Annotated in this window: 24 protein-coding genes, 1 tRNA gene and 3 rRNA genes; 6 read left to right on the forward strand and 22 right to left on the reverse strand. The window is 33.1% G+C overall.

From position 1 onward, the window contains the following. Nucleotides 1-7: 7 nt before the first annotated feature. The 10 genes from ACFWUA_RS04720 to yedF form a co-directional block, all read right to left on the reverse strand. The gene (locus ACFWUA_RS04720; protein WP_416199004.1) at nt 8-331 is read right to left on the reverse strand and encodes a MazG-like family protein; all 324 of its coding nucleotides are present in this window, start codon (nt 329-331) and stop codon (nt 8-10) included. Nucleotides 332-455: 124 nt separating this feature from the next. Continuing rightward, nucleotides 456-971: an ECF transporter S component gene (locus ACFWUA_RS04725; protein ID WP_416199005.1), complete on the reverse strand. Its 516-nt coding sequence runs from the start codon at nt 969-971 to the stop codon at nt 456-458. 149 nt (nt 972-1,120) lie between these two features. Continuing rightward, nucleotides 1,121-1,348: a 30S ribosomal protein S18 gene (rpsR, locus tag ACFWUA_RS04730; RefSeq protein WP_416199006.1), complete on the reverse strand. Its 228-nt coding sequence runs from the start codon at nt 1,346-1,348 to the stop codon at nt 1,121-1,123. A 15-nt stretch (nt 1,349-1,363) separates the two neighbouring features. Beyond that, nucleotides 1,364-1,795, reverse strand: a complete 432-nt coding sequence (locus ACFWUA_RS04735; protein ID WP_416199007.1) for a single-stranded DNA-binding protein — start codon at nt 1,793-1,795, stop codon at nt 1,364-1,366. A 20-nt stretch (nt 1,796-1,815) separates the two neighbouring features. After that, nucleotides 1,816-2,100: a 30S ribosomal protein S6 gene (gene rpsF / locus ACFWUA_RS04740; protein ID WP_416199008.1), complete on the reverse strand. Its 285-nt coding sequence runs from the start codon at nt 2,098-2,100 to the stop codon at nt 1,816-1,818. A gap of 139 nt (nt 2,101-2,239) precedes the next feature. Next, on the reverse strand, nt 2,240-3,421 hold the full coding sequence (locus ACFWUA_RS04745; RefSeq protein WP_416199009.1) for a PLP-dependent aminotransferase family protein: 1,182 nt from the start codon (nt 3,419-3,421) through the stop codon (nt 2,240-2,242). A gap of 110 nt (nt 3,422-3,531) precedes the next feature. Beyond that, nucleotides 3,532-3,744 carry a DUF951 domain-containing protein gene (locus tag ACFWUA_RS04750; protein WP_416199010.1) on the reverse strand — a complete coding sequence of 71 codons (213 nt, stop codon included), beginning with the start codon at nt 3,742-3,744 and terminating at the stop codon, nt 3,532-3,534. Nucleotides 3,745-3,757: 13 nt separating this feature from the next. After that, nucleotides 3,758-4,609, reverse strand: a complete 852-nt coding sequence (locus ACFWUA_RS04755; RefSeq protein ID WP_416199011.1) for a mechanosensitive ion channel family protein — start codon at nt 4,607-4,609, stop codon at nt 3,758-3,760. Between the two features lie 14 nt (nt 4,610-4,623). After that, complete coding sequence (locus ACFWUA_RS04760; protein ID WP_416199012.1) at nt 4,624-4,890, reverse strand: DUF3343 domain-containing protein; 267 nt, start codon at nt 4,888-4,890, stop codon at nt 4,624-4,626. Nucleotides 4,891-4,902: 12 nt separating this feature from the next. Beyond that, nucleotides 4,903-5,499 (reverse strand): sulfurtransferase-like selenium metabolism protein YedF, encoded by a 597-nt coding sequence (gene yedF / locus ACFWUA_RS04765; protein WP_416199013.1) that lies wholly within the window; start codon nt 5,497-5,499, stop codon nt 4,903-4,905. A 293-nt stretch (nt 5,500-5,792) separates the two neighbouring features. Between yedF and ACFWUA_RS04770 the strand changes: the two genes are divergently transcribed. From ACFWUA_RS04770 to ACFWUA_RS04780, 3 genes are read left to right on the forward strand one after another with little or no spacing between them, the layout of a single operon-like run. Next, nucleotides 5,793-6,164, forward strand: a complete 372-nt coding sequence (locus ACFWUA_RS04770) for a DUF2089 domain-containing protein (protein WP_416199014.1) — start codon at nt 5,793-5,795, stop codon at nt 6,162-6,164. A gap of 12 nt (nt 6,165-6,176) precedes the next feature. Beyond that, nucleotides 6,177-7,397, forward strand: a complete 1,221-nt coding sequence (locus ACFWUA_RS04775) for a DUF4097 family beta strand repeat-containing protein (protein ID WP_416199015.1) — start codon at nt 6,177-6,179, stop codon at nt 7,395-7,397. 10 nt (nt 7,398-7,407) lie between these two features. After that, entirely contained in the window at nt 7,408-7,788 is a 381-nt protein-coding gene (locus ACFWUA_RS04780; protein ID WP_416199016.1) for an SHOCT-like domain-containing protein, read from the forward strand. A gap of 66 nt (nt 7,789-7,854) precedes the next feature. Here ACFWUA_RS04780 and ACFWUA_RS04785 read toward each other — a convergent pair whose 3' ends face one another. Further along, nucleotides 7,855-8,451, reverse strand: a complete 597-nt coding sequence (locus ACFWUA_RS04785; RefSeq protein WP_416199017.1) for a CvpA family protein — start codon at nt 8,449-8,451, stop codon at nt 7,855-7,857. Between the two features lie 15 nt (nt 8,452-8,466). Then, complete coding sequence (locus tag ACFWUA_RS04790; RefSeq protein WP_416199018.1) at nt 8,467-9,525, reverse strand: DUF5711 family protein; 1,059 nt, start codon at nt 9,523-9,525, stop codon at nt 8,467-8,469. A 142-nt stretch (nt 9,526-9,667) separates the two neighbouring features. On the opposite strand from ACFWUA_RS04790, the gene ACFWUA_RS04795 reads away from it, so the two are divergent. Beyond that, nucleotides 9,668-11,137 carry a PLP-dependent aminotransferase family protein gene (locus tag ACFWUA_RS04795; protein ID WP_416199019.1) on the forward strand — a complete coding sequence of 490 codons (1,470 nt, stop codon included), beginning with the start codon at nt 9,668-9,670 and terminating at the stop codon, nt 11,135-11,137. Here ACFWUA_RS04795 and ACFWUA_RS04800 read toward each other — a convergent pair. Then, nucleotides 11,134-11,952 carry an alpha/beta fold hydrolase gene (locus tag ACFWUA_RS04800; protein ID WP_416199020.1) on the reverse strand — a complete coding sequence of 273 codons (819 nt, stop codon included), beginning with the start codon at nt 11,950-11,952 and terminating at the stop codon, nt 11,134-11,136. The genes ACFWUA_RS04795 and ACFWUA_RS04800 overlap by 4 nt on opposite strands. 28 nt (nt 11,953-11,980) lie before the next feature. After that, nucleotides 11,981-13,000, reverse strand: coding sequence for a hypothetical protein (locus tag ACFWUA_RS04805; protein ID WP_416199021.1), 1,020 nt, complete (start codon nt 12,998-13,000; stop codon nt 11,981-11,983). A gap of 210 nt (nt 13,001-13,210) precedes the next feature. Here ACFWUA_RS04805 and ACFWUA_RS04810 point away from each other — a divergent pair, with 210 nt between their 5' ends. Both ACFWUA_RS04810 and ACFWUA_RS04815 read left to right on the forward strand, forming a co-directional pair. Beyond that, the gene (locus tag ACFWUA_RS04810; protein ID WP_416199022.1) at nt 13,211-14,275 is read left to right on the forward strand and encodes an ArsR/SmtB family transcription factor; all 1,065 of its coding nucleotides are present in this window, start codon (nt 13,211-13,213) and stop codon (nt 14,273-14,275) included. 21 nt (nt 14,276-14,296) lie between these two features. Continuing rightward, complete coding sequence (locus tag ACFWUA_RS04815) at nt 14,297-15,988, forward strand: ABC transporter ATP-binding protein (RefSeq protein ID WP_416199023.1); 1,692 nt, start codon at nt 14,297-14,299, stop codon at nt 15,986-15,988. A 52-nt stretch (nt 15,989-16,040) separates the two neighbouring features. Here the strand turns inward: ACFWUA_RS04815 and rrf are convergent. The 8 genes from rrf to gyrA all read right to left on the reverse strand — a co-directional run bounded on the left by rrf (nt 16,041) and on the right by gyrA (nt 25,258). Continuing rightward, nucleotides 16,041-16,159, reverse strand: a 5S ribosomal RNA gene (rrf, locus tag ACFWUA_RS04820). A gap of 90 nt (nt 16,160-16,249) precedes the next feature. Further along, a 23S ribosomal RNA gene (locus tag ACFWUA_RS04825) occupies nt 16,250-19,182 on the reverse strand. 91 nt (nt 19,183-19,273) lie between these two features. Continuing rightward, nucleotides 19,274-19,349 (reverse strand) — tRNA-Ala (locus tag ACFWUA_RS04830). A 137-nt stretch (nt 19,350-19,486) separates the two neighbouring features. Continuing rightward, nucleotides 19,487-21,017 (reverse strand): 16S ribosomal RNA (locus tag ACFWUA_RS04835). The 16S, 23S and 5S rRNA genes sit together here with 1 tRNA gene alongside, the layout of an rRNA operon. 207 nt (nt 21,018-21,224) lie before the next feature. Beyond that, on the reverse strand, nt 21,225-22,016 hold the full coding sequence (locus ACFWUA_RS04840; protein ID WP_416199024.1) for a SigB/SigF/SigG family RNA polymerase sigma factor: 792 nt from the start codon (nt 22,014-22,016) through the stop codon (nt 21,225-21,227). Further along, complete coding sequence (locus ACFWUA_RS04845) at nt 22,013-22,384, reverse strand: ATP-binding protein (protein WP_416199025.1); 372 nt, start codon at nt 22,382-22,384, stop codon at nt 22,013-22,015. The genes ACFWUA_RS04840 and ACFWUA_RS04845 overlap by 4 nt, the downstream gene beginning before the upstream one ends. Nucleotides 22,385-22,389: 5 nt before the next feature. Then, entirely contained in the window at nt 22,390-22,707 is a 318-nt protein-coding gene (locus ACFWUA_RS04850; protein ID WP_416199026.1) for an STAS domain-containing protein, read from the reverse strand. 127 nt (nt 22,708-22,834) lie between these two features. After that, entirely contained in the window at nt 22,835-25,258 is a 2,424-nt protein-coding gene (gene gyrA, locus ACFWUA_RS04855; protein WP_416199027.1) for a DNA gyrase subunit A, read from the reverse strand. Between the last annotated feature and the right edge of the window lie 8 nt (nt 25,259-25,266).

Consider the following 25,266-nt stretch of genomic DNA (forward strand, 5'->3'; position numbering starts at 1 on the left):
TTCACTCCTATCTTCTATTTGTATTATAATATTCATGTAGCTCACTTAAATCCCCATACCATTTTTCTACTTGATGTTCTTCTATTAGTCCTAACTTTATTTTATCTTCTACCTTTAAGTCAATACTTTCATAGCTAAGTCCCAATCGTTTACCCAACAAATAGGCAAGCAATATAATATTAGATATTAAATCCAACATATCGTCCTTAGCATTTTTTATTCCACTTTGCAACAATTGAAAAAGACTGGCAACAGAAGAAAGCAATTCACATTTGAGCCATTCCACTACTTTTACATTTTTCATGATATCTATATCTTTTCCATCTCTCATATTTCCTCACCCTCTATATTATTTCTCCAAAAAACTAAAAAACCCTTTTAAAAATAAGTCTTATTAAAATAATACAAGCTATTGAATAGTATGTCAAACCAAAAAACACCTTCAAAAGAAGGTGTTAGGAGTGAAGAAACATAGATTTTGGAAGAAATCTTTTCACTATAATCGCCAAAGCCCCTCCAACCAGTGCAGTATAAAGTTGTGGAAGTGAAAAAGCTGCTATTATCTTTGGAGGCACTTTTGCAAATAGTACCACAATATATCTAGCTGAAACAGTCAAAAATACATATTTTATAAAACTAGCAAATATTATTGCATAAATATCTCCAGCTTTTTTAATTTTATTTCTAAAAAAGTTAAAGAAAGCTACATAGAGTACATTCCCAACCATTATAAAAGGAACTATTGGAAAAAATGGTGTTATCCCAAAAGCAAAAGCTAAAAGTGGTGTCAAACATCCTACTATAATTCCAGAACCTACGCTTACCAAATATACACTCATGATAAGTACAAAATTAATCAATGGTCCTACCAGTGGCTGTCCTACCCCTCTTAAAGTCATCTGTAGAACTAAAGCTACGGCTAAAAGGATAGCAGTTCTAGTAACAAATTCTGTGGTCATTTTTTTATCCATTATATCTCCCCCTCTCTATAATATTATTATATACCCTTTTTTAAATATGTATAATAAAAAAGAACAGAGTATGTATTTAAACATACTCTGCTTCTAAAATCTTGGTTAAATTTCTTAACTTAATGACATTGAGGAAATTCCTCTCTTTTTTAGTCTGCACTATATGGCAACAATGCTATTTGTCTTGCTCTCTTTATAGCTCTTGTAAGTTGTCTTTGGTGTTTTGCACAGTTTCCTGTAATTCTTCTTGGCAATATTTTGCCTCTTTCTGTGATATATTTTTTAAGTTTATTTATATCTTTGTAATCTATATCTTCAGCTTTGTCTGCACAAAAACTACAAACTCTTTTTCTTGATTTATATCTTTTTTGTACCATCTACTTTCCCTCCTTCTAGAATGGAATATCATCATCATCTACATTGTGAAAGCCTTCAATGCCAGGAAAATCAGAATTGTCATCATTAAAATCAGAATTTTTGTTGTCTCCCCATTCTAAAAATTGAACCCTTTCTGCAACTACTTCTGTCACATACCTTCTAGTACCATCTTTTGCCTCGTAAGACCTTGACTGAAGTCTCCCTTGAATGGCTACAAGCCTTCCCTTAGCCAAATAATTTGCACAATTTTCAGCTTGTTTCCCCCAAACAACGATATTTATAAAATCTGCTGTTGGTTGTCCTTTTGCTTCCATTTCTTGTTTTTTTTCTTTAGGCAATTGTTTATCTACAGCAATACTAAAAGTAGATACAGGGGTTCCATTTACAGGAAGAAACCTAAGCTCCGGGTCTCTAGTAAGTCTACCAATCAAGATAACATTATTCACACATAACACCGCCCTTTGCTTTATTCATCTTCTCTGATAATCATATGTCTCATAATACTGTCTGAGATTTTAGATATTCTGTCCATTTCCTTAACAGCTTCTGGTGTTGATTCGAAGTTTAGAATTACATAATAACCTTCAGTGTAATCATTGATTTCATATGCAAGTTTTCTATTCCCCCACTCATCAACATTTGTTATAGTACCATCTGCTTCAATTATTCCTTTCAATCTGTCAAGGAGAGCATTTCTCTTTTCTTCTTCAAGTTCTGGTACAAAAATAAACACTGCTTCATATTTTCTCATATTTTCACCTCCTTATGGACTAACGGCTCTATTTTTTAGAGCAAGGATAAACATACTTTATGAATTATATCACTACTTAAGCTATTTTTCAAGGACAATTCAAAAATCCCCTATAAAATTTTATAGGGGATTTAAAAATTTACATCATATTTTTTATAGCTTTTGCAAGTCTCTTTATTCCTTCTACTATTTTTTCTTCACTCATATTTGAATAATTTAATCTAAAGGTATTTTCATTGCCACCATTTGGGAAGAAAGATCCTCCAGGTACAAACGCTACATTTTCTTCAAGAGCCTTTACAGCTAATTCTCTTGCATTTATATGCTCAGGAAGTATAACCCAAGTGAAAAGTCCACCTTCTGGATTTGTAAATTTAACTTCAGCTGGAAATTCTTCTTTCATAGTATTTATCATTAAATCTTTTCTCTTTTTATAAAGTTTTCTAAGTTTTTCAATATGAGCTTCTATATCATATTCTTCCATAAATCTTGCAACCTGCATTTGTGATATAGTACTTGCTTGTAAATCTGCACCTTGCTTTGCAAGAATATATTTATTAAGCACTGTTTCTTCTGCACACACCCATCCTAGTCTCAATCCTGGACAGAATATTTTAGAAAAAGTACCCAAGAATATAACTCTTCCTTCTGTATCATAATGCTTAATTGCAGGTAAAAATTCACCTTCATATCTAAGCTCTCCATAAGGATTATCTTCTATTATAGCTATATTATATTGATTTGCCAATTCCACAATTTTCTTTCTTCTATCTTCCGACCAAGTTCTTCCTGATGGGTTTTGGAAATCTGGTATTACATATACAAATTTAACGTTGTCGTTGTTTTTAAGTATTTCTTCTAAATCTTCCATGATCATTCCATGTTCATCTGTAGGAACTTCGATAAATTTAGGTTCATAAGCTCTAAATGCATTTATTGCTCCTAAGTAACTAGGACTTTCACACAATACTATGTCACCTGGATTTAAAAATATTTTCCCAGAAAAATCTAAACCTTGTTGAGAACCACTGATAACTAATATATTGTCTACTTTTGCTTCTACTCCAACTTTTGCCATTCTCTTAGTGATTTGTTCTCTAAGTGGCTTATAGCCTTCTGTTGGTCCATATTGTAATGCCTTAGTTCCTTCTTCTTCTAATACTTCCACAGATATTTTCTTCATTTCATCTACTGGAAATAACTCTGGAGCTGGAAGCCCTCCAGCAAAAGAAATCACCTCTGGCTTTTCAGTAAGTTTCAACAATTCACGAATTTCAGAGGCTTTAATATTGTCCATACGTTTTGCATAATTTAAACTCATAAAAAGCACCCCCTATTTTTTTTAAAACGTTTTCCTTAAAGGTTATGACTAGACCTTATGACTATTTTACTATTTTTTATTAGATTTGTCTAATGTATATTAAATTATATTTATCCTTTATTGACACTTTCCCATTTCCCATCTACCAATATTTTTCTAACTCTTTTTTCAAAATCAATTCGTGGAATCCATATTTGCCTTCCACAACCTGTACACTTAAGTTTAAAATCCACCCCTGTTCTCAATATTTCCCATTTATTTTCTCCACATGGATGAACTTTTTTCAAAGCTACTATATCCCCTATATTGTATTTTATAGCCATGCTTATCTCTCCCTTAGCTATTTTCATTCAAAACTATTCTTTTAGGATAAGGTATATCTATATTTTCCTCACGAAAAGCTTCTACAACCTTTTTCCTAATTGTTCTTTCTATTCTCCACTGCTCCATAGGTTCAGTTTTTGCAACAACTGTCAATACTATATCATATTCTCCAAGTTTTGATACTCCAAGTACTGTAGGCCCTTCCAATATAGCCTTTTCAGTATTTTTTAGATCTAATGAAATATCTTCCAATACCTTTAGAGCTTTATCTATATCTTCTTCATAAGAAATACTCACTTCAACTAAAGCTCTCATAGAGCCTCTCACCCTGTTTATAACTACATCTATCTTATTGTTAGGAATTATATAAAGCTCTCCAGAAAAACCTCGAATTTTTGTAACTCTAAGTCCCATTTCTTCTACAATTCCCTCATATTCACCTATCTTTACATAGTCCCCTATAGAGAATTGATCTTCAAATAAAATAAAAAACCCAGTCAATACATCCTTCACAATCCCTTGAGCTCCAATTCCTATAGCTAATCCTCCTATACCAGCCGTAGCTAATATAGAAGTAGCTTTTATCCCAAATAGTTCTAAAGAAGGCACCAATGCTATAAAATAAAATACATATTTATTGACATTTTTTAATATGGTTGCAAGGGTATTTGCTTTCTTTTCATCAATTTCAAACTTAAATTTTTTTCTTTTTTCCAAGGAATTATTGATTATAGCATTTACTATTCGAATTCCTAATCTTGCAAGTAAGAATATAATTGCTATTTTGGCTATCTTCCCCAATACATTCAACTCTTTATTTTCTTTTATAAATACATCTTGTAAAAATTGCAAAACCCCTTGCATACCATTCTCTCCTATCAATTAATCTTTTCTATATGATTTTTTGAATCTATTTTAGACATTCTATATAAACCTTTTATAGCCAATTCATTTTCTAATATAGTGCTTTTTACTTTATCTATATCATCTAAATCAAAACGTATGGAAAGCCCACAGCTAGAAGTTATCTCTCTAGGTGTAGGTATAGTCTTAAATTTTAGATTAGCATTTTCCAATATCTTTTCTCCTCTTATAGCATGATGAGTAGATTCAAAAGTCACAACTCCATATTCCTTATATTCCATTATAACATACTCCTATCCTATAATCACAGTCTTTGTAGGATTTTTTAATTTCTCCAAAATACTATACATATTGGTTACGCTCCCTACACTCAATTTATCTTTTATTTTATAGAAATCAAGACAAGTACCACAAGAAAGTATTTCTATTCCTTCCTCTTCCAATTTCTTTAAATCATCCAATACTGGAGAACCTTCACAAGTCAAATGAACTCCTCCATTATAAAACACCAAAGTAGAAGGATATGGTGTAGACTCTGTAAGTGTATATATGAAACTCTTCATAAGAATCTTACCCAATTCTTCAGAGCCACCACCCATAGTGTTAGAACTAAAAGCAATAGTCATATCCTTAAAAGTATCTGGCACGCACACATTTGTTTCTTCCATTACTTGTCCCTTATTTATATGAATATAATACTCATTTTCACCATTTTTGTCTACACTATACTCATATCCTAAACTTTTAGCTAATTTTGAAACATTTTCTTTAGCCACTTCATTATCTACAATAGTAGTCACAATACCCTCGCTTATCTCATCAAGAGCCTTTTTAGTCATGATAACTGGTCTTGGACAAGCTTGTCCTCTAGCATCTACTTCTTTTTTCATTTCAATTCCTCCCTAATTGTTAAACTAAATATATTATACTAGTTATTTGTCATTTTAAATCAAACTATAGATATAATCTATAATTATTTTTTCTTTTATATATTATATCTATAGTTGCATACTAAAATCCAACAAGAGTATTTTTTAATATTTTTAACTTGTATATTAAAATATTTAATTTTTAAATTAAATATTTTAAGAATACTATTGACTTTTATTTTTTTCTAGGCTAATATTATACATAAAGAATAGAAAGTTCTAAATTTTATATAAATAATTAGGTAGGTGATATAATGAACAATGAAGTAATAGGAAAATGTCCTATATGTGGAAATGAAATGGAAGTAACTAAATTGAGTTGCAATAGCTGTGGAACTAGTATAGAAGGGCATTTTTCATTGTGTAAATTTTGCAAACTTTCAGACGAACAAAAAAACTTTGTAGAAGTATTTATAAAAAACAGAGGAAATATAAAAGAAATAGAAAAAGAACTTGGAATATCCTATCCTACGGTGAGAAACAAACTAGAAAGTGTCATTGAAGCATTAGGATACAGCCCTAAATACAATGTCCCAAGTATAAACAAAAAAGAGATTTTGGAAAGGCTTAGCAATGGAGAAATCACTTCCGAAGAAGCTATAAATCTTTTAAAAGGTGAAGAATAGGAGGGTTTAAAATTGAAAGAAGAAAGAATGATGATTTTAACTATGCTTGAAGAAGGAAAAATTTCAAGCCAAGAAGCTCTAAAACTATTAGAAGCTCTAGATGACAATGACGACGAAGACTTTGTTTCTAAAGATGATAAAACAGATGATAAAAAAGTAGATATAGATAAAATGGGAAAAGTAATTAAAGAACAAGGCAAAAAAATAGAACAATTTGGAAACGATGTAAGCAACAAAATATCTAATTTATTTGGTGGAATAAAAGAAAAAAGTCCATCCATTAATTTTTTAGGAAACTATGAAACTATAAATACCACTCTAGAAAAAGACATCTCTCACATAGAAAAACCTAATATTGACATAAAGAGTATAAATGGAAATATTTCATTAAAACCTTGGGATAAAGAAAGCATTTTAGTCAAAGTAGCTTCTAGTTACAAAAAAGGAACAATGGATAAAAATGATACTTTCTATGACTTCTACGAGGAAGATAACAATATAGTATTTAAACCAGCATATACAAACAACATAGGAATAAAATTAGAAGTTTTAGTCCCTAATAGAGAATACGAAAAAATCATTTTAAATACATCTAATGACAAAATTGAAATAGAAGATATAAATGTAGACAATTTAATTTGTGATACTACAAATGCCTCTATAGCTGTAAGTGGTCTAAATGGAGAAAATGTAAAACTAGTAACTAAAAATGGCAGAATCTCACTAGAAAATATAAATTCTCCTATAATAATGGCAAATAGCACAAACTCCAGTGTGAGTTTAGATAAAATAAAAAGCGAAAAAATATTTGTATACACTAAAAACGGCAGAATATACTTAAGAGATGTCGAATCCCATTCTATAGAAGGAATTACTTCTAATGCAAGTATTGAGGTTAAAAATCCAATAGGAAAAAATATAAAATTAGTGACATCTAATGGGAAAATAATATGTGATGAATTTTCTGCAAAAGATATGGAAAAATTGGAACTTACCACTTCCAATGCTTCAATAAATACTCATTTCAATGAATTCAACAATATACTTTATTTTGACTTTGAAACATCCCTTGGAAATATAAATTTAGAAATACCAAATCTTGTATACAAAGTAAATCAGCAAAACAAATTGGGAACTAGAAAGATAATAGCTCATAGCATTGAGTACAAAGAAGAAGAACCACATTTCAAATTTATAGCCTCAACTTCAAATGGCTCTATAAAAGTTAACTAGGGGGGATTCTATGAAAAATGATTTTAGAGAAGAAAAAATGCAAATTCTTAAAATGGTTGAAGAAGGCAAAATCACTATAGAAGAAGGAGTAAATCTTCTAAATGCTCTAGAAACAGAAACAACTCAAAGTACAAATAAAAGCAATGCAAAATGGCTAAAAATAAAAGTCCATGATCCAGATGAAGATTCTGATGTAAACATAACTTTACCTATTTCTTTCGTAAACTTAGGAATGAAACTAGCTTATAAATTTTCACCCGAGCTAAAAGAAACCGGACTTGACGAATCAGATTTTAAAGACATATACGAAGCAATAAAAAACGGAGCAGAAGGAAAACTTGTCGATATTAAAGGAGAAGATGGAGAAGTAGTTGAAATAATAATCGAATAAGTCCCGCTAATAGCGGGACTTATTTTTATTTAATTTTCACCTTCCTCACTTCTTACAAATATTCCTTTAAATAAAATTTTCTATTTTAAATAAGTTGAATTTTAAACTAGCATTGTTAAAATAAGTAAATAGCAATGAATTCTCCATTGCCTTTGAAATAAAACCTTGAGGGAATATAATTTTAATAGGTGAAAAAAGTGCAATCACTATATATATTACGAGTATTCCCTTTATTGCTCCAAACAAAAATCCCCCTATTCCATTTAATTGTTTCAATATCGGTGCTTTAAACAAAAATGACAATAGTTCTTCTAAAAGTCCTAAAAGCCATCTAAATACAAAATAAGTAATCAAAATAGAAAAAATATTAATTAAAACATTTATTATTCCACTAGCTAGTATTCGGGGCAAAAAATTTACATCATTCTTAATTTTTCTATAAAATACAGCTTTAAGAATTCCTAAAATTACAGCTTTAAATCCATTGTACACTACCTCAGTATTAAGTATGTATCCATATACAATATCGTAATACATTTTTGTAAAATAAATTGACAGCAAAATTTTTATCAATCCAAATATAGATTTTACTAGACCTCGACTAACGCCTTTTACAATATTATCCACCAACATAAGTACAATTAAAAAATCTATCCAATTCATATTCTCCACCATTTTCTATTGTTTTTCGATTGTCTTCATCAAATAAGTTTTTCCATCTGTAATAAGTAGTATTTTTGAATTATCTATAATCACTTTCTCTCCTTCTTCAATGGCATAATTCAAAATTTCCTTACCTTTTTTAAATCCTAGTACATTTTTATCTCCTACCAATATAAGAATCCCATTATATGAGTACATTTTTTTATACTCACCATCTAAAACTATATCTTCTTGAATTTCCCCATTGCTATCAAAAATTTTTAGGCTCTTCCCTACAAGAGCATATACCTTCTCTTTTTCACTATTATCTACATATATATCCTTTAGAGCTTCTATATTTTGATTCCAGACTACTGTTTGACTGTTTATTTTGTAAATGGCCTTATCCGTCATGGCCACAACAATATCTTTATCTATAAATTTAAGAAAAGTAACTATTTCATCATTAAACCCTACATTTGACAATATATCTCCCTTTATATTGTAAAAAGATAAATTTGACTGAATATTTCCATCACGAGCTATCAATGATGATATGACTACCTTTGATTTATCCATGTTAAAATCAAAATTAAGTATCTTTTCTCCTGAAGTAATAGTTGCCAATATATTTCCACCATTATCTATTAATTTTAAAACTTCTTTATCTTTATCTTTACATATTGCATATAAAATACCTTCTTTTTCTATGATCTTTTCAACATCAATACCTAATTCTACTTTTTTTGTACTATTTCCATCAAAATCTAAAAAATATAATTCCCCAGTAGTTCCTTGACAAAAATATATAGCTTTTTCTCCTGGAAAAACCAAAGGTCTTTCAAAATTTAATTTTTTTTCCCATTTGCTAGTACCGTCAATATTTAATGTACTAATAAAATCATCCTTGTATTTAACAATGACATCATCATAAACTCTTACTTTTTCGCCTTCAGAAGTAGGAATTTGTTGGACAATTTCTAAAGTTTTCATAGTCTCTCTAGGCATAATTTTATCTTTGTACTTAGAAGAAAAAAATGCAACTATCAAAAGTGTAAATACTAGTATGAATATTTTAAAGCCCTTATTCTCCATTTTTTCTAGCCTCCTCATTTATTTAATTCTTCATCTTTTCTAAAATTCCTTTTAAAAACATGTATTAGTTTGCATATTTTTTGTTATATGATATAATAAATGTATCGATACATTTTAAATATGAATACTTGGAGGACATAGTATGAACAATAATATAATACTACATTTAAATAGAGACATAAATACACCATTATATATACAACTATACAATGAACTAAAAGTCCTAATAGAAAATGAAAGTATCCAAAAGGGAGAAAAGCTCCCTTCAATAAGGAGTTTAGCAAAAAAATTAGATGTCAATAATGTAACTATTGTCAGTGCTTATAAACTTTTAGAACAAGAGGGATATGTATATTCAAAAAAAGGCAGCGGAACTTATGTGAAAGGAAATACTGAAGACTTGAATTTTGGCTATTTCGAAGATGAAAATATGGAGCTTATGACAAGTGGTATTCTTTCTATGACTGAAGATAGCATAAACTTTGCCAGTGTATCACCTACCCCAGAACTATTTCCTGTAGAAGATTTCAAAAACGTACTTATAGAAGTGCTAGATAGAGATAAGGGAAATGCCTTCGTATATCCTGAAATAAATGGATATGCTCCATTGAGAGAATCTATAAGCCATTTTTTATGTGAAAACTATTCTATAGATGTAAATTCTTCTCAAATTCAGATAATATCTGGTGGACAGCAAGGAATAGATTTGATTGCTAAAACTTTGATTCAACCAGGGGATTATGTGCTCCTTGAAAACCCCACTTATTCAGGAGCTGTAGCAGCTTTTAAATCCAGAGGAGCTAATATTATAGCTATTACTATGGAAAAAGATGGCATAAACCTAGAAGAGTTGAAAAAAAGTATAAAAACTTATCATCCTAAATTTTTATATACTATGCCTTGCTATCAAAGTCCTACTACTTATTCATATAGTGAGGAAAAAAAATTAGAACTTATAGATTTGGCTTATGAAAACAATTTATATATTATAGAGGATGATTTTTTGTCAGATTTAAGCTATGAAGGCAATAGATTACCTCTTAAATCAATTGACAAATATGATCAAGTAATATATATAAAAAGTTTTTCAAAAATACTCATGCCCGGTCTTCGCATAGGTTTTCTAACTGCTCCTAAAAAGCTTTTAAAAGATATTGTTAAGGCAAAACACACTACAGATATTACTTCTTCTGGTTTTATTCAAAGAGCCTTTGACTTGTATTTAAGAAAAGGCTACTGGAAAGAACATATAAAAAAGATAAAATTAGATTACAGTGAAAAATATGAATTGTTGTTAGATAAAATAAAAAAATTAAACTCTCATGGTATATCATTTGTAGAACCAAGAGGTGGATTAAGTCTTTGGTTAAAATTGCCAGAAAGTATAGATAGTATTGAACTATACAATGAATGTATGAAAAACAATGTAATAATAGTACCCGGAAAAATATTTTTTATAGCTGAAAAAAGTGATTGTACTAATTATATTCGACTTAGCTTTGGTTCTGTATCTAAAGAACAAATAAAAAAAGGCATAGATATAATAGATAGATCTATTCTAAACTTAAAAGATGAAAAAAATGAGGATACAAAATATATTCCGCTAATTTAAATTGTTTTTATATCAAACCCTATGATTTTTATAAATCCCATAATCACTGAAATAAATTCATAGGGTTTTTCATACATTAAAGCATGGCCTGCATCCTTTATGACCACCCATTTAGAATTTGAAATTTCATTATAAATCACTTCTTGATACTTTAAAGGAGTAATAGTATCCAATTCACCACTTATAATTAATGTAGGCACTTTTATTTCATGAATTCTATCGGTAATATTTAAATCATGAGAACTTTTAACTGCTCTTCTAAATCTCTCATACCATTCTTCATCAAATAGCTTTTCAAAACTTTCTCTATTTTTTTTCAACCACTCATAGTTTTCTTCATAAAATTTAGCAGAATAAATTCTCGGCATTACAACACTAAAAAATATTGATGCATCCTTAGTTGAAGCAGCATAATCCCAAGACCTTTCAATTTCTTGCATATATTTATCTGTATAACTTGTAGTATTAGATAATATAAGGGATTTAACCATTTCCCCATACTTTAAAGTAAATAATTGAGCAACTTCTCCCCCATAAGAAACACCAAAAATATGTACCTTATCGCAATTAAGCTTTTCCAAAAATTCTTTCAGTACATCTACATGCATTTCTTGTGTATATTGACTATAAATTTCAGCTGATCGTCCCTGATCTAAAAAATCTAACAAAATAATTCTATATTCACTTGAAAGAACCTTTATAAATGGAGACCAATTGGCAGTACTCATCATTAAACCATTTAAAAATACTACAGTTTCTCCTTGTCCATGTTCTTGATAGTACATTTTCTTATTCATAACCTCTATATAAGGCATTATCTCATCTCCTATGAATACTATTTATTCAGTGAAAGCTATACAATATGAAAATTAATATTACCCCACCCATATACCCAAAAATAGGATACATAGTAGTTACAAGCTCTGAAAAACCTAAATTAGCCAGAGGTATACTTATGAGACAAAATAAAAATGAAATAAATTTTTTATCCTTTTTCTTTGTAACATTTTCTATAAAACTATATCCATTGGCAATAGCAGTAGTAAACATAGCAATCCATAATACAAAACTAAATATATGTACATATTTGCTACTTTCATATTCACAAATTTTAAGCATTGGTATGGCAAAATCATATATTTGTGTATAGAGAATTAACAATGGTATCAAAATGTTACAACCCAATATTCCCAAAACAATTCCTCCTAGAATTCCTGAGCTTACAGCTACATTTTTATTTGGAATTATAGGCAAAAGCGATGATAGTACCACTATTAAAAGCAAACTATTAAAAGACACATATAAAAATGAAGATGTAATAAAATTGCCTTTATTTGTTACATCTAATCCTTCAAAATTGCTAAACATAAGTCCTTCTTTCAGTATAACATTAGAACCTAAAAAAACAATTCCTAAAATTAATATAGGTACCAATATAGAATTGATAATAGAAAATCCCTTTATACCTGATAAAAAAATTATAAAACACAAAATAGCCATTGTGCTTATACCTATATTTTTAGATATTCCAAATTGTTCTTCAAATATAGCCCCACTTCCTGCTAGCATTATACAAAATCCAATGAACAATGAAAATAATATTATAGTTTCTACAACAAAACCTAATTTGTCCCCAAATACAAAATTTATCATTTCACCAGAACTATTTATATTGTGCTCATATACCTTTGAAAGAATAAATGCTCCTATAAAAGAAAATAAAAAACCACTTATTATCATTCCCAAAATACCCTTAACTCCATATACTGCAAAAAAGTCTATTATTTCTCTCCCTGATGCAAATCCTGCACCTATGACTGTTCCTATATAGATAGAAGCGATTTTAAAAGTGTCTTTGTTCATCCTATCCCTCCTCATGCTAATTCATCATATTAAAAAAATAACATGTCCTATGCAAAATACATTTGCATTTTTAAAATGATAGTATATAATGATATTAGATGTTTATCTAAAATTAGTTTAGATAACATTAAGATAACAAGTTTATTTTTTTACATTAATATTAGATGAATATCTAGTATGTATTTAGATGAATATGAAAGGAGTGGTGTTGTGGAAGTTTATTTAAACAAAGATGTAGGAAAAGTCTATGATTTATTTTCAAGTTTATTTATTACTCTTAATTATGATTATTACCTAAAAGAACTAGAAAAATATTATATGGTAGAAGACAAAAAATTCAAAAACAAAATAGAAGATGTAAGGCAAGCAATAGAACCCAATATCGAAAAGTATAAATGTTTTTTTAAACCAAATCCTTCACTTTTTAGCCCCTTTGTGTCCTTACATAAAATGTGGCAATGCAAAAGCATAGATAGCTATATGAAATATATGAAAACCCTAGAAGAAAAAGAAATAAAAAAAGAATTGATTTTCCAAATGGAATGCTTTGGAGAGCCTTGGAAAGAAGTAAAAGACCCTAAAAAAATAGATGAATTAATAGAAGATGAAAATAAATTTATAAATTTTTTAAATAAGCAGGATTTTTCCAATGAAGACAAATGGAATGTACTATACTATATAAAAAATATTGATATTTATAAAGAAGATTTTATAAGTTTAATTGAAAATTACAAAGCTAATTTTGAACTTATTTTCCAAAAGTATCAAAAAGAAATAGATGAGTTTTCCTGTTATCTTGAAAAAGAAATAGATGAAAAGGGGATTGACATGGAAATTCCTATATATAAATATGTGGATACAGATACAATAAAAACTATATATCTTGTTCCATCCCTATTTAATGAATATAGTATATCTCAAACTGTTATACAAAGTAAAAAAGAAAGTTATATTGTATTGGGAAAAAGTATTGATAAAGTTCTTTTCAATAAATATAGAGATAATGCCTTAGATAGAAATATTCTTGTTCTTAAAAACTTAGGAGATCAAAGTAGATATCAATTCTTAAAGTTACTTTCTGAAGGAGAAAAATATGGTCAAGAAATAGCTGATAATCTAGGTATTACTTCTGCTACTATAAACTATCATTCAAATAATCTTATTTGTGCCAATCTCATAAATGTGGATAGACGAGAAAACAAAACCTATTTTTCTCTAAACAAAGATACTTTGAGAGAAATGATCAGGTTTATTGAAAAAGATTTTGGTTTATAATTTTTTTGAGGGGGAATCGATATGAAAAAATATCTTTTCAAATCAAAAAGTCTTTTATTTCTAAACTTATTAGTTGCAGTACTTTTTTCTATAATAGAAATAAGTTTTGCTTTTGTTCTTGGAAATATTGTAGATTTAAGCGTCACTGGAAATGGATTGGGATTTAAAAAAGTTCTATATATTGGAATAGGTCTTATGACCTCTGAAGCTATAGTTTCATATTTAGTTAGAATTTTTAGAGGATTGTTCATTAAAAACTCTATGTCTTCACTAAAAAAAGATATATTTGATAATATACTTTCTAAAGATATAGCTTCTTTCAATGCTCAAAACAGTGCCGACTATATTTCAATTATAAATAATGATACAAATTTAATTGAACAAGATTATTTTATAAACATTTTAAATGGTTTTCAATATATATCTCTATTTGTTCTAGGAACCTATTCAATTTTCAAACTAAATATATATATAGCTATTGCAGCATTTGCAATAGGTTTTATCCCTATTTTTATACCAATGTTATTTCAAAAAGAAACGGGAAAAAGAAAAAAGGAATACTCTAATAGCTTAAGTAATTTCACCACAAAAATTAAAGATATATTTTCAGGTTTTGAAGTGATTAAAAGCTTTAATATAGAAGAAAAGATAAGAGAAGACTTCAACAATTCAAATAATACTGTAGAAAATAAGAAATATAGCTCTTCTAAAATGGAGGCTACTGTCAATTCCCTATCAGAATTTTTTGGTTCCTTGGTCTTCTTTGTTCCATTGAGCCTTGGCACTTATCTTGTACTTAAGGGAAAATTCACTGTAGGTGGAATGCTCACATCAGTACAACTTATGAACTATATAGTGAATCCTATACTCAACTATTCTGCTATAGTCAACAAAATTAAGGGCATCAAGCCTATAAATGAAAAAATAGAAAAGATAGTTGAAAAAAACAAGGTATCTGATGAGGGGTTGGAAAAAAACTCTTTAAAAAACTCAATTCAATTTAAAAATTTATCATTCTCATACAATGAGGATAGACAAATACTTCAAAATATAAATTTAAATATAAATAAGGGTGAAAAAGTAGCTATTGTAGGTAGAAGTGGCAGTGGCAAATCTACTTTATTAAAACTTCTCCTAAGATACTATGAAAACTACAATGGAGAAATACTCATAGATAATATAGAAAATAGGAATTTAAAAATTTCATCCACTTATGAACTTATATCTATAATACAGCAGAATGTATTTATGTTTGATGATAGCATAGAAGCCAACATTGCCTTATATGGGAACTATACAAATGATGAAATAGATAAAGCAATAATTAAGTCTGGACTTTTAAATTTGATTGAAACCTTGCCTGATGGAAGCAAGTCTAGTGTAGGAGAAAATGGATCTAATCTTTCAGGTGGAGAAAAGCAGAGAATATCCATAGCTAGAGCTTTAATCAAAAACACTCCTGTACTTCTATTGGATGAAGCTACAGCAAGTCTTGACTCAGAAACTTCCTATGAAATAGAATCTTCAATATTAGATATAGATGATTTAACTAGCATAGTTGTAACTCATAAACTAAATCAAGAACTATTAAAAAGATACGATAAAATAATTGTCATGGAAAATGGTAATATCATTGAAGAAGGTAATTTCTATGAATTGATAGACAAAAAAGGATTCTTCTACAACTTATATAATGTGGAAAAGACTGCATAGAATAGAAAAAGCCCTACCTCGACCTACGAGATAAAGCTTTTATTTTTATGTAATCTGGCGATGTCCTACTCTCCCAGGGCGTTGCCACCCAAGTACCATCGGCAGCTAAAGAGGCTTAACTTCTGTGTTCGGTATGGGAACAGGTGTGACCCTCTTGCTATAATCACCAGGTAAAGCCTTTCGGCAATTGTAAATTACAAATGAACTACATTCGCAATTTTTTCAAAATCTTGATTTTGAAAATCTAACACAGTAAGATAATTGGTCAAGCCCTCGACTTATTAGTATCCCTTAGCTAAAGATATTGCTACCCTTATACCTGGGACCTATCAACCAAGTGGTCTACTTGGAGTCTTACCTTAAAAAGTGGGAAATCTCATCTTGAGGGGGACTTCGTGCTTAGATGCCTTCAGCACTTATTCCTTCCAGACATAGCTACTCAGCTGTGCCTCTGGCGAGACAACTGATGCACCAGCGGTCTGTCCATCCCGGTCCTCTCGTACTAGGGACAGCTCCTCTCAAATTTCCTACGCCCACGACGGATAGGGACCGAACTGTCTCACGACGTTCTGAACCCAGCTCGCGTGCCTCTTTAATGGGCGAACAGCCCAACCCTTGGGACCTACTCCAGCCCCAGGATGAGACGAGCCGACATCGAGGTGCCAAACCTCCCCGTCGATGTGGACTCTTGGGGGAGATAAGCCTGTTATCCCCGGGGTAGCTTTTATCCGTTGAGCGATGGCCCTTCCACTTGGAAGCCACCGGATCACTAAGTCCAAGTTTCCTTCCTGCTCCACTTGTAGGTGTCGCAGTCAAGCTCCCTTCTGCCTTTACACTCTTCGCACGATTTCCGACCGTGCTGAGGGAACCTTTGAGCGCCTCCGTTACTCTTTAGGAGGCGACCGCCCCAGTCAAACTGCCCAACTGACAGTGTCCCAAGACTGGATTCACAGTCTCTGGTTAGAATTTCAGCATTGCAAGAGTGGTATCCCAAGGTTGACTCCACCAAAGCTGGCGCCCTGGTTTCCAAGTCTCCCACCTATCCTGTACAAGCAATACCAAAATCCAATGTCAGCCTACAGTAAAGCTCCACGGGGTCTTTCCGTCCTGTCGCGGGTAACTCGCATCTTCACGAGTACTACAATTTCACCGGATCCCTTGTTGAGACAGTGCCCAAGTCGTTACACCTTTCGTGCGGGTCGGAACTTACCCGACAAGGAATTTCGCTACCTTAGGACCGTTATAGTTACGGCCGCCGTTTACTGGGGCTTAAGTTCAGAGCTTCGCTTGCGCTAACCCTTCCCCTTAACCTTCCAGCACCGGGCAGGTGTCAGCCCCTATACATCGTCTTTCGACTTAGCAGAGACCTGTGTTTTTGGTAAACAGTCGCTTGGGCCCATTCACTGCGACCAATCAAGGCTTACGTAGCAAGTACTTCACCTCAATTGGCACCCCTTCTCCCGAAGTTACGGGGCTATTTTGCCGAGTTCCTTAACAAGGGTTCTTCCGCACATCTTAGGATTTTCTCCTCGCCTACCTGTGTCGGTTTGCGGTACGGGTACCTAACATACTCGATAGAGGCTTTTCTTGGCAGTGTGGATTCAGCTGCTTCGCTACTTAATTTTCGCTCCCCATCACTTCTCAAGACTCTCCTACGGATTTGCCTATAGGAGCTCTCTACAAGTTTGGACGCACTCAACCAACGGTGCGTTCAGCCTATCCTCCTGCGTCACCCCATTTCTCAAACGCATGTAGGTAGTACAGGAATCTCAACCTGTTGTCCATCGCCTACGCCATTTGGCCTCAGCTTAGGTCCCGACTAACCCTGAGAGGACGAGCCTTCCTCAGAAAACCTTAGGCTTTCGATGGGTAGGATTCTCACCTACCTTATCGCTACTCATGCCAGCATTCTCTCTTCTGTACAGTCCACCACTCCTTACGGTATAGCTTCAGCCCGTACAGAATGCTCCTCTACCGATGCAAATGCATCCCACAGCTTCGGTGATAGGTTTGAGCCCCGGAAATCTTCGGCGCAAAGTCACTCGACCAGTGAGCTATTACGCACTCTTTAAATGAGTGGCTGCTTCTAAGCCAACATCCTGGTTGTCTGTGTAACCTTACATCCTTTTCCACTTAACCTATACTTAGGGACCTTAGCTGGTGATCTGGGCTGTTTCCCTTTTGACCACGAAACTTATCTCCCGTAGTCTGACTCCCAAGAAACATGACTATGGTATTCGGAGTTTGATAGGTTTTGGTAACACTACGTGCCCCTAGACCATTCAGTGCTCTACCCCCACGTCACTTATCTTGAGGCTAGCCCTAAAGCTATTTCGAGGAGAACCAGCTATATCCGGGTTCGATTGGAATTTCACCCCTACCCACAGGTCATCCGATAGTTTTTAAACACTAAGCGGTTCGAGCCTCCACGAAATTTTACTTTCGTTTCACTCTGCCCATGGGTAGGTCACCCGGTTTCGGGTCTACGATATACAACTAAACGCCCTATTAAGACTCGGTTTCCCTACGGCTCCACTACTTAATAGCTTAACCTCGCTATATATCGTAACTCGCTGGCCCGTTCTACAAAAAGTACGCGGTCGCACATATAAAGTGCTTCCACTGCTTGTAAACATAGGGTTTCAGATTCTATTTCACTCCCCTCCCGGGGTTCTTTTCACCTTTCCCTCACGGTACTTCTTCACTATCGGTCACCAGTTAGTATTTAGCCTTGGGAGGTGGTCCTCCCTGCTTCCCACAGGATTTCACGTGTCCCGTGGTACTCTGGATCACGGCTATAAGCTATTTTGTTTCGCCTACAAGACTATCACTTTCTATGGTAGGCCTTTCCAGACCTTTTCGACTACAAAATATACTTATTTTATGCCGGTCCACAACCCTCATAGAGAAAACTCTACGAGTTTGGGCTCTTTCCCGTTCGCTCGCCGCTACTTAGGAAATCGAATTTTCTTTCTCTTCCTCAGGGTACTTAGATGTTTCAGTTCCCCTGGTGTTCCCTCATCTACCTATGTATTCAGTAGATGATACCTAAAGTTTGTTTAGGTAGGTTTCCCCATTCGGAAATCTCCGGATCAAAGCTTGCTTGCAGCTCCCCGAAGCGTATCGGCGCTTACCCCGTCCTTCATCGGCTACTGGTGCCAAGGCATTCACCCTATGCTCTTATTAGCTTGACCAGTGAAAATTGTATTATATATATAAGACAATTTTTTCTTACTGTGTAGTTTTCAAAGTTCAATTTAAAATTTCAACCCCTTAGGTTGAATCTGGTGGAGATGAGGAGATTCGAACTCCTGACCCCCTGCTTGCAAGGCAGGTGCTCTCCCAACTGAGCTACACCCCCAAATTAAAACAGCGTGAAACACATCGCAGTTTCGCAACTCAAATCTATGCTGCTAAAGTCGTATAGATTTGGTGCTCATTGCGTTTGACTTAACTTTGTTCACTTACGTTCACTAAGTTAGGTCATAATCTCCTTAGAAAGGAGGTGATCCAGCCGCACCTTCCGATACGGCTACCTTGTTACGACTTCACCCCAGTCATTGACCCTACCTTCGGCGGCTGCCTCCTTACGGTTAGCTCACCGACTTCGGGTATTGTCAACTCCCATGGTGTGACGGGCGGTGTGTACAAGACCCGGGAACGCATTCACCGCGGCATTCTGATCCGCGATTACTAGCAACTCCGGCTTCATGTAGGCGAGTTGCAGCCTACAATCCGAACTGGGATCGGTTTTGTGGGATTAGCTCCTTATCACTAAGTGGCTGCCCGTTGTACCGACCATTGTAGCACGTGTGTAGCCCAGGACATAAAGGGCATGATGATTTGACGTCATCCCCACCTTCCTCCGATTTGTCATCGGCAGTCTCTTTAGAGTGCACAGCCTAACTGTTTGCAACTAAAGACAAGGGTTGCGCTCGTTGCGGGACTTAACCCAACATCTCACGACACGAGCTGACGACAACCATGCACCACCTGTCTCCCCAGTCCCCGAAGGGAAGGAACTATCTCTAGTTCGGTCCGGGGGATGTCAAGCCCTGGTAAGGTTCTTCGCGTTGCATCGAATTAAACCACATGCTCCGCTGCTTGTGCGGGTCCCCGTCAATTCCTTTGAGTTTCAGTGTTGCCACCGTACTCCCCAGGCGGAGTGCTTAATGTGTTAACTGCGGCACCGAGGTTTGACCCCCGACACCTAGCACTCATCGTTTACGGCGTGGACTACCAGGGTATCTAATCCTGTTTGCTCCCCACGCTTTCGTGCCTCAGCGTCAGTTACAGTCCAGAGAGTCGCCTTCGCCACTGGTATTCCTCCTAATATCTACGCATTTCACCGCTACACTAGGAATTCCACTCTCCTCTCCTGTACTCAAGCCTCACAGTTTCAAATGCTTACCACGGTTAAGCCGTGAGATTTCACATCTGACTTACAAGGCCGCCTACGCACCCTTTACGCCCAATAAATCCGGACAACGCTCGCCCCCTACGTATTACCGCGGCTGCTGGCACGTAGTTAGCCGGGGCTTCCTCCTAAGGTACCGTCATTATCGTCCCTTAGGACAGAGCTTTACGATTCGAAAACCTTCATCGCTCACGCGGCGTCGCTGCATCAGAGTTTCCTCCATTGTGCAATATTCCCCACTGCTGCCTCCCGTAGGAGTCTGGACCGTGTCTCAGTTCCAGTGTGGCCGTTCACCCTCTCAGGCCGGCTACCCATCGTCGCCTTGGTGAGCTATTACCTCGCCAACTAGCTAATGGGACGCGAGGCCATCTTGTACCGCTAAATCGCTTTGACTTGAAAGTCATGCGACTTTCAAGTATCATAGGGTATTAATCCCGGTTTCCCGAGGCTATCCCCTAGTACAAGGCAGGTTCCTCACGCGTTACTCACCCGTCCGCCGCTAAGAAATACATAATTCCATCCGAAGATTTCTTTATGTATTCTTCGCTCGACTTGCATGTGTTAGGCACGCCGCCAGCGTTCGTCCTGAGCCAGGATCAAACTCTCATAAAAAAGTTTTACCTGTCTTAAAAATTTTAATTAAACTCAAGGATTGTTTCACGCTGTTCAATTGTCTAAGTTCAAAACTGACTTTTTTAATATATCATCTTTTTCTACATTTGTCAACAAGTTTTTTCTTTTTTTTATTGTTTTAAAATAAGTCAGCAACAATACTAGATTATATAGCCTATAAATTAATATGTCAATACTTTTTTTTATTTAATTTAATGTTTTTTCTAATTCTTTTCTAAACTTTTCAATAACTCTCTTTTCAATTCTTGAAACAGTCATTTGAGAAATACCTAAACTCTTAGCTATAGCAACTTGAGTTTTCTTGTTAAAATACCTATCAATAAAAACTTTCTTTTCCATATCATTTAATTTTTCCATAGTCTTCATCACAAAATCATTATTTTCTATTTTGCTAAAATATATATCATCTTCTCCAATCAACTCTGCTAAATTGATATCCTTGTCATCATTGTTGGAATCATAAGTTAAATCTAGTGATTGAGGTGTATATACTTTGCTTGCTTCCATAGCTTCCAAAACTTCTTCTTCTGTACAATTTAAATATTCTGCAATATCTCCTACTGTAGGAGAACGTTGCAATTTTTGACTGAGTACTACTTTAGAATTGTTTATTTTTTTTGAAAGTTCTTGTATCCTTCTAGGAACTCTTATAGTCCAACCTTTATCTCTAAAATACTTCTTTATCTCTCCTATTATAGTGGGTGTAGCAAAACTAGAAAATTCATAGCCTTTATCTAAATCATATCTATCTATAGCATATATTAATCCTATACAGGCCACTTGATATATATCATCATATTCTATACCTCTATTTGCATATTTCTTGGAAAGTATTTCAGCAATATAAAGATGCCTTTTTATTAATTCTTCTCTTGCAGTTATATCTTTAGTTTCTTTATAAATTTTAAACAAAGTTTTTGTATCAATATCCTCTATATTTGGAATTCCATCTTTTTCATAAGAACCTTGTTTAATCATCTATTACCATCCTCTATTTGCTTAGTCATTTTAATTCCACTATTTGTGAATTCAACTTCATCCATTAGAGACTTTATTATCAATATTCCTAATGCCCTCTCTTTCGAATTTTCACATTTATCATCTATTTTTTCAGAAACATTTTTAACAGATATAACTAATTTTTCACTATATAACTCATATTCAATATCAAAACTATCCGATTTTCCCAATGCATTTATGCAAGCCTCTGCTATAGCTACTTTTACATCCTCTATTTCCTCTATATTGAGTCCTGCCTGACTTGCTATAGAAGATGTGGTGAGTCTTATAACTCCTACATAACTTGGCTTATTTGGAAGCTTAAGTGCAATTAAATCTCTTTCCATATTTTTCACTCCTCAATTATGAAAACTTTATCTAATCCTGTTATATCAAATAATTTTCGTATATTAGATTTTAAATTGATGATTTTAATATGATTTTCACTTTCTCTTACTTTTTTAAGTATACTTATTAAAACTCCAAGTCCTGTGCTATCAATATAATCCAATTTTTCACCATCTATCAATATATTTGAATTTTTTTCTTCTAATGATTCAAATAATATCTCTTTTATTTTTGGTGAAGTATATATATCTATTTCTCCTACAGGAATTATAACCCAAGCATTTTCCTTTTCATTAAATTTTACTTCTATATCTAATGACACATGGCATCCCTCCTTATTACTAAATTAGTCTAAACTAATTTTATAATAATTTGGAAATAAAGTAAAGTAATTCACTAGGTTTTCTCATGGAAAAAAATCCTCATATTTTTCAATATGAGGATTTTTTCTATTCTCCAATATATTTAGCTACAGCCACTACTTTATCTTCCCCTTCAATTCTCATTAAAGTCACACCTTGGGTATTTCTCCCCATTTCTGAAATATCTTCAACACTAAGTCTTATAATTACACCTGCCATTGATATAAGCATTAGTTCATCGCTTATATCTACTACTTTTGCAGAAACTAATGGACCAGTTTTATCTTTTACATGATAGGTTTTTATTCCTTTTCCTCCTCTAGTTTGAGTTTTGTATTCTTCAAGAGAAGTCCTCTTTCCATATCCATTTTCACTTACAACCAACAAATATTTACCTTCTTCTACTAGGTCCATTCCTACTACTTGATCTCCCTCATTTAATTTTATAGCTTTAACTCCAGTAGCTGTTCTTCCCATTTCACGAACATCTTTTTCATGGAATCTTATTGACATTCCATCTTTAGTTACAAGTATGAATTCTCTGTTTCCATGAGTCTTTCTCACACTAATAAGCTCATCATCTTCCTTTAGAGTAATTGCTATAAGACCATTTTTTCTTATATTTTTAAATTGTTCAAATCTCGTCTTTTTAACAATTCCTTTTTTAGTAACAAATACCAAATTACTTTCTGGATCATATTCTTTTATCGGTATGACTGCATTTATCTTTTCACTTCCACTTAAATTTAACAAATTAATTATAGCCATACCTTTAGATTGCCTTTTTCCTTCTGGTATTTCATATGCTTTTAAAGCAAATACTCTTCCTTCATTGGTAAAGAAAAGGATAGTATCATGAGTTGAAGTTATAAATAAATGTTCAACAAAATCTTCTTCTCTTGTGGTTATAGCTGTGATTCCACGCCCACCTCTTTTTTGAATCTTATAGGTATCTTCAGGTAATCTCTTTATATATCCAAAATGAGTTAATGTAATAACTACATCTTCTTCCTCAATCATATCTTCAATATTAATCTCATCTTGAGATGGCATGATAACTGTTCTTCTTTCATCTCCATATTTATCTTTTATATCCAATAATTCTTCTCTTATTATCTGATATATCAATCTATCATTGGCAAGAATTTCTTTAAATTTATTTATCTCTTTTATCAGTTCTGCATATTCCCCTTCAATTTTTTCTCGCTCTAATCCTGTAAGTCTTCTAAGTCTCATATCAAGAATAGCTTGAGCTTGTTTTTCAGAAAGTCCAAAATTAGAAACAAGTTTTTCTCTTGCGATACTTTCTTCTTTTGAACTTCTTATGATATTTATCACTTCATCTATATGATCAAGAGCAATTCTAAGCCCTTCTAATATATGTGCTCTTTCTTCAGCTTTCTTTAAATCATATTGAGTTCTTTTTATGATTATCTCTTTTTGATAATCTAAATAATGTCTTAATACTTGCCTTAAATTAAGTATCTTAGGTTCATCATTTACTAAAGCAAGCATTATTACACCAAAGGTTTCTTGCATTTGAGTATGTTTATATAAATTGTTTAATACTACATTAGGGTTTGCATCTCTTTTTAGCTCAATTACTATTCTCATTCCTTCTCTATCAGTTTCATCTCTTAAATCAGATATTCCTTCAATTCGTTTATCCCTAACTAATTCTGCTATTTTTACAATGAGATTAGCTTTATTTACCTGATATGGAATTTCTGTAACTATTATTTTGTTTTTACCTTTTTCATTTGTTTCTATTTCTGCTTTAGCTCTTATAATTATTTTGCCTCTTCCTGTTCTATAGGCAGATCTTATTCCTTCTTTTCCCATGATCATTGCTCCTGTTGGAAAATCAGGCCCTTTTATGATTTTCATAAGACTTTCTACATCTATATCAGGATTATCTATCATAGCAACAATTCCATCTATTACTTCACATAAATTGTGAGGAGGAATATTTGTAGCCATGCCTACAGCAATTCCAGAAGATCCATTGACCAATAGATTTGGAAATCTACTTGGAAGCACTACAGGTTCTTTTAAAGATTCATCAAAATTTGGCCTATAATCTACTGTTTCTTTATTTATATCTCTAAGCATTTCTACAGCAAGTTTTGTCATTTTAACTTCCGTATAACGCATAGCAGCAGCACTATCACCATCAACAGAACCAAAGTTTCCATGACCATCCACAAGAGGGTATCTTATATTAAAATCCTGTGCAAGTCTCACCATAGCATCATATACCGATGTATCTGAATGTGGATGATACTTACCTAAAACGTCACCGACAACTCTTGCAGACTTTCTATACTGTTTATCCGGAGAAAGACCAAGTTCATTCATAGCATAAAGTATTCTTCTGTGAACAGGCTTAAGTCCATCTCTAACATCAGGAAGTGCCCTACTGACTATAACGCTCATTGCATAATCTAAATAGGACTTTTTCATTTCTTCTTCAATATCTACTGATATAATCTTGTTTTCTTCCTTGTCCATCATAAACC

Origin of the sequence: Sporanaerobacter sp. (genome assembly GCF_047830725.1) — a bacterium.
Classification (GTDB): Bacteria; Bacillota; Clostridia; order Tissierellales; family Sporanaerobacteraceae; genus Sporanaerobacter.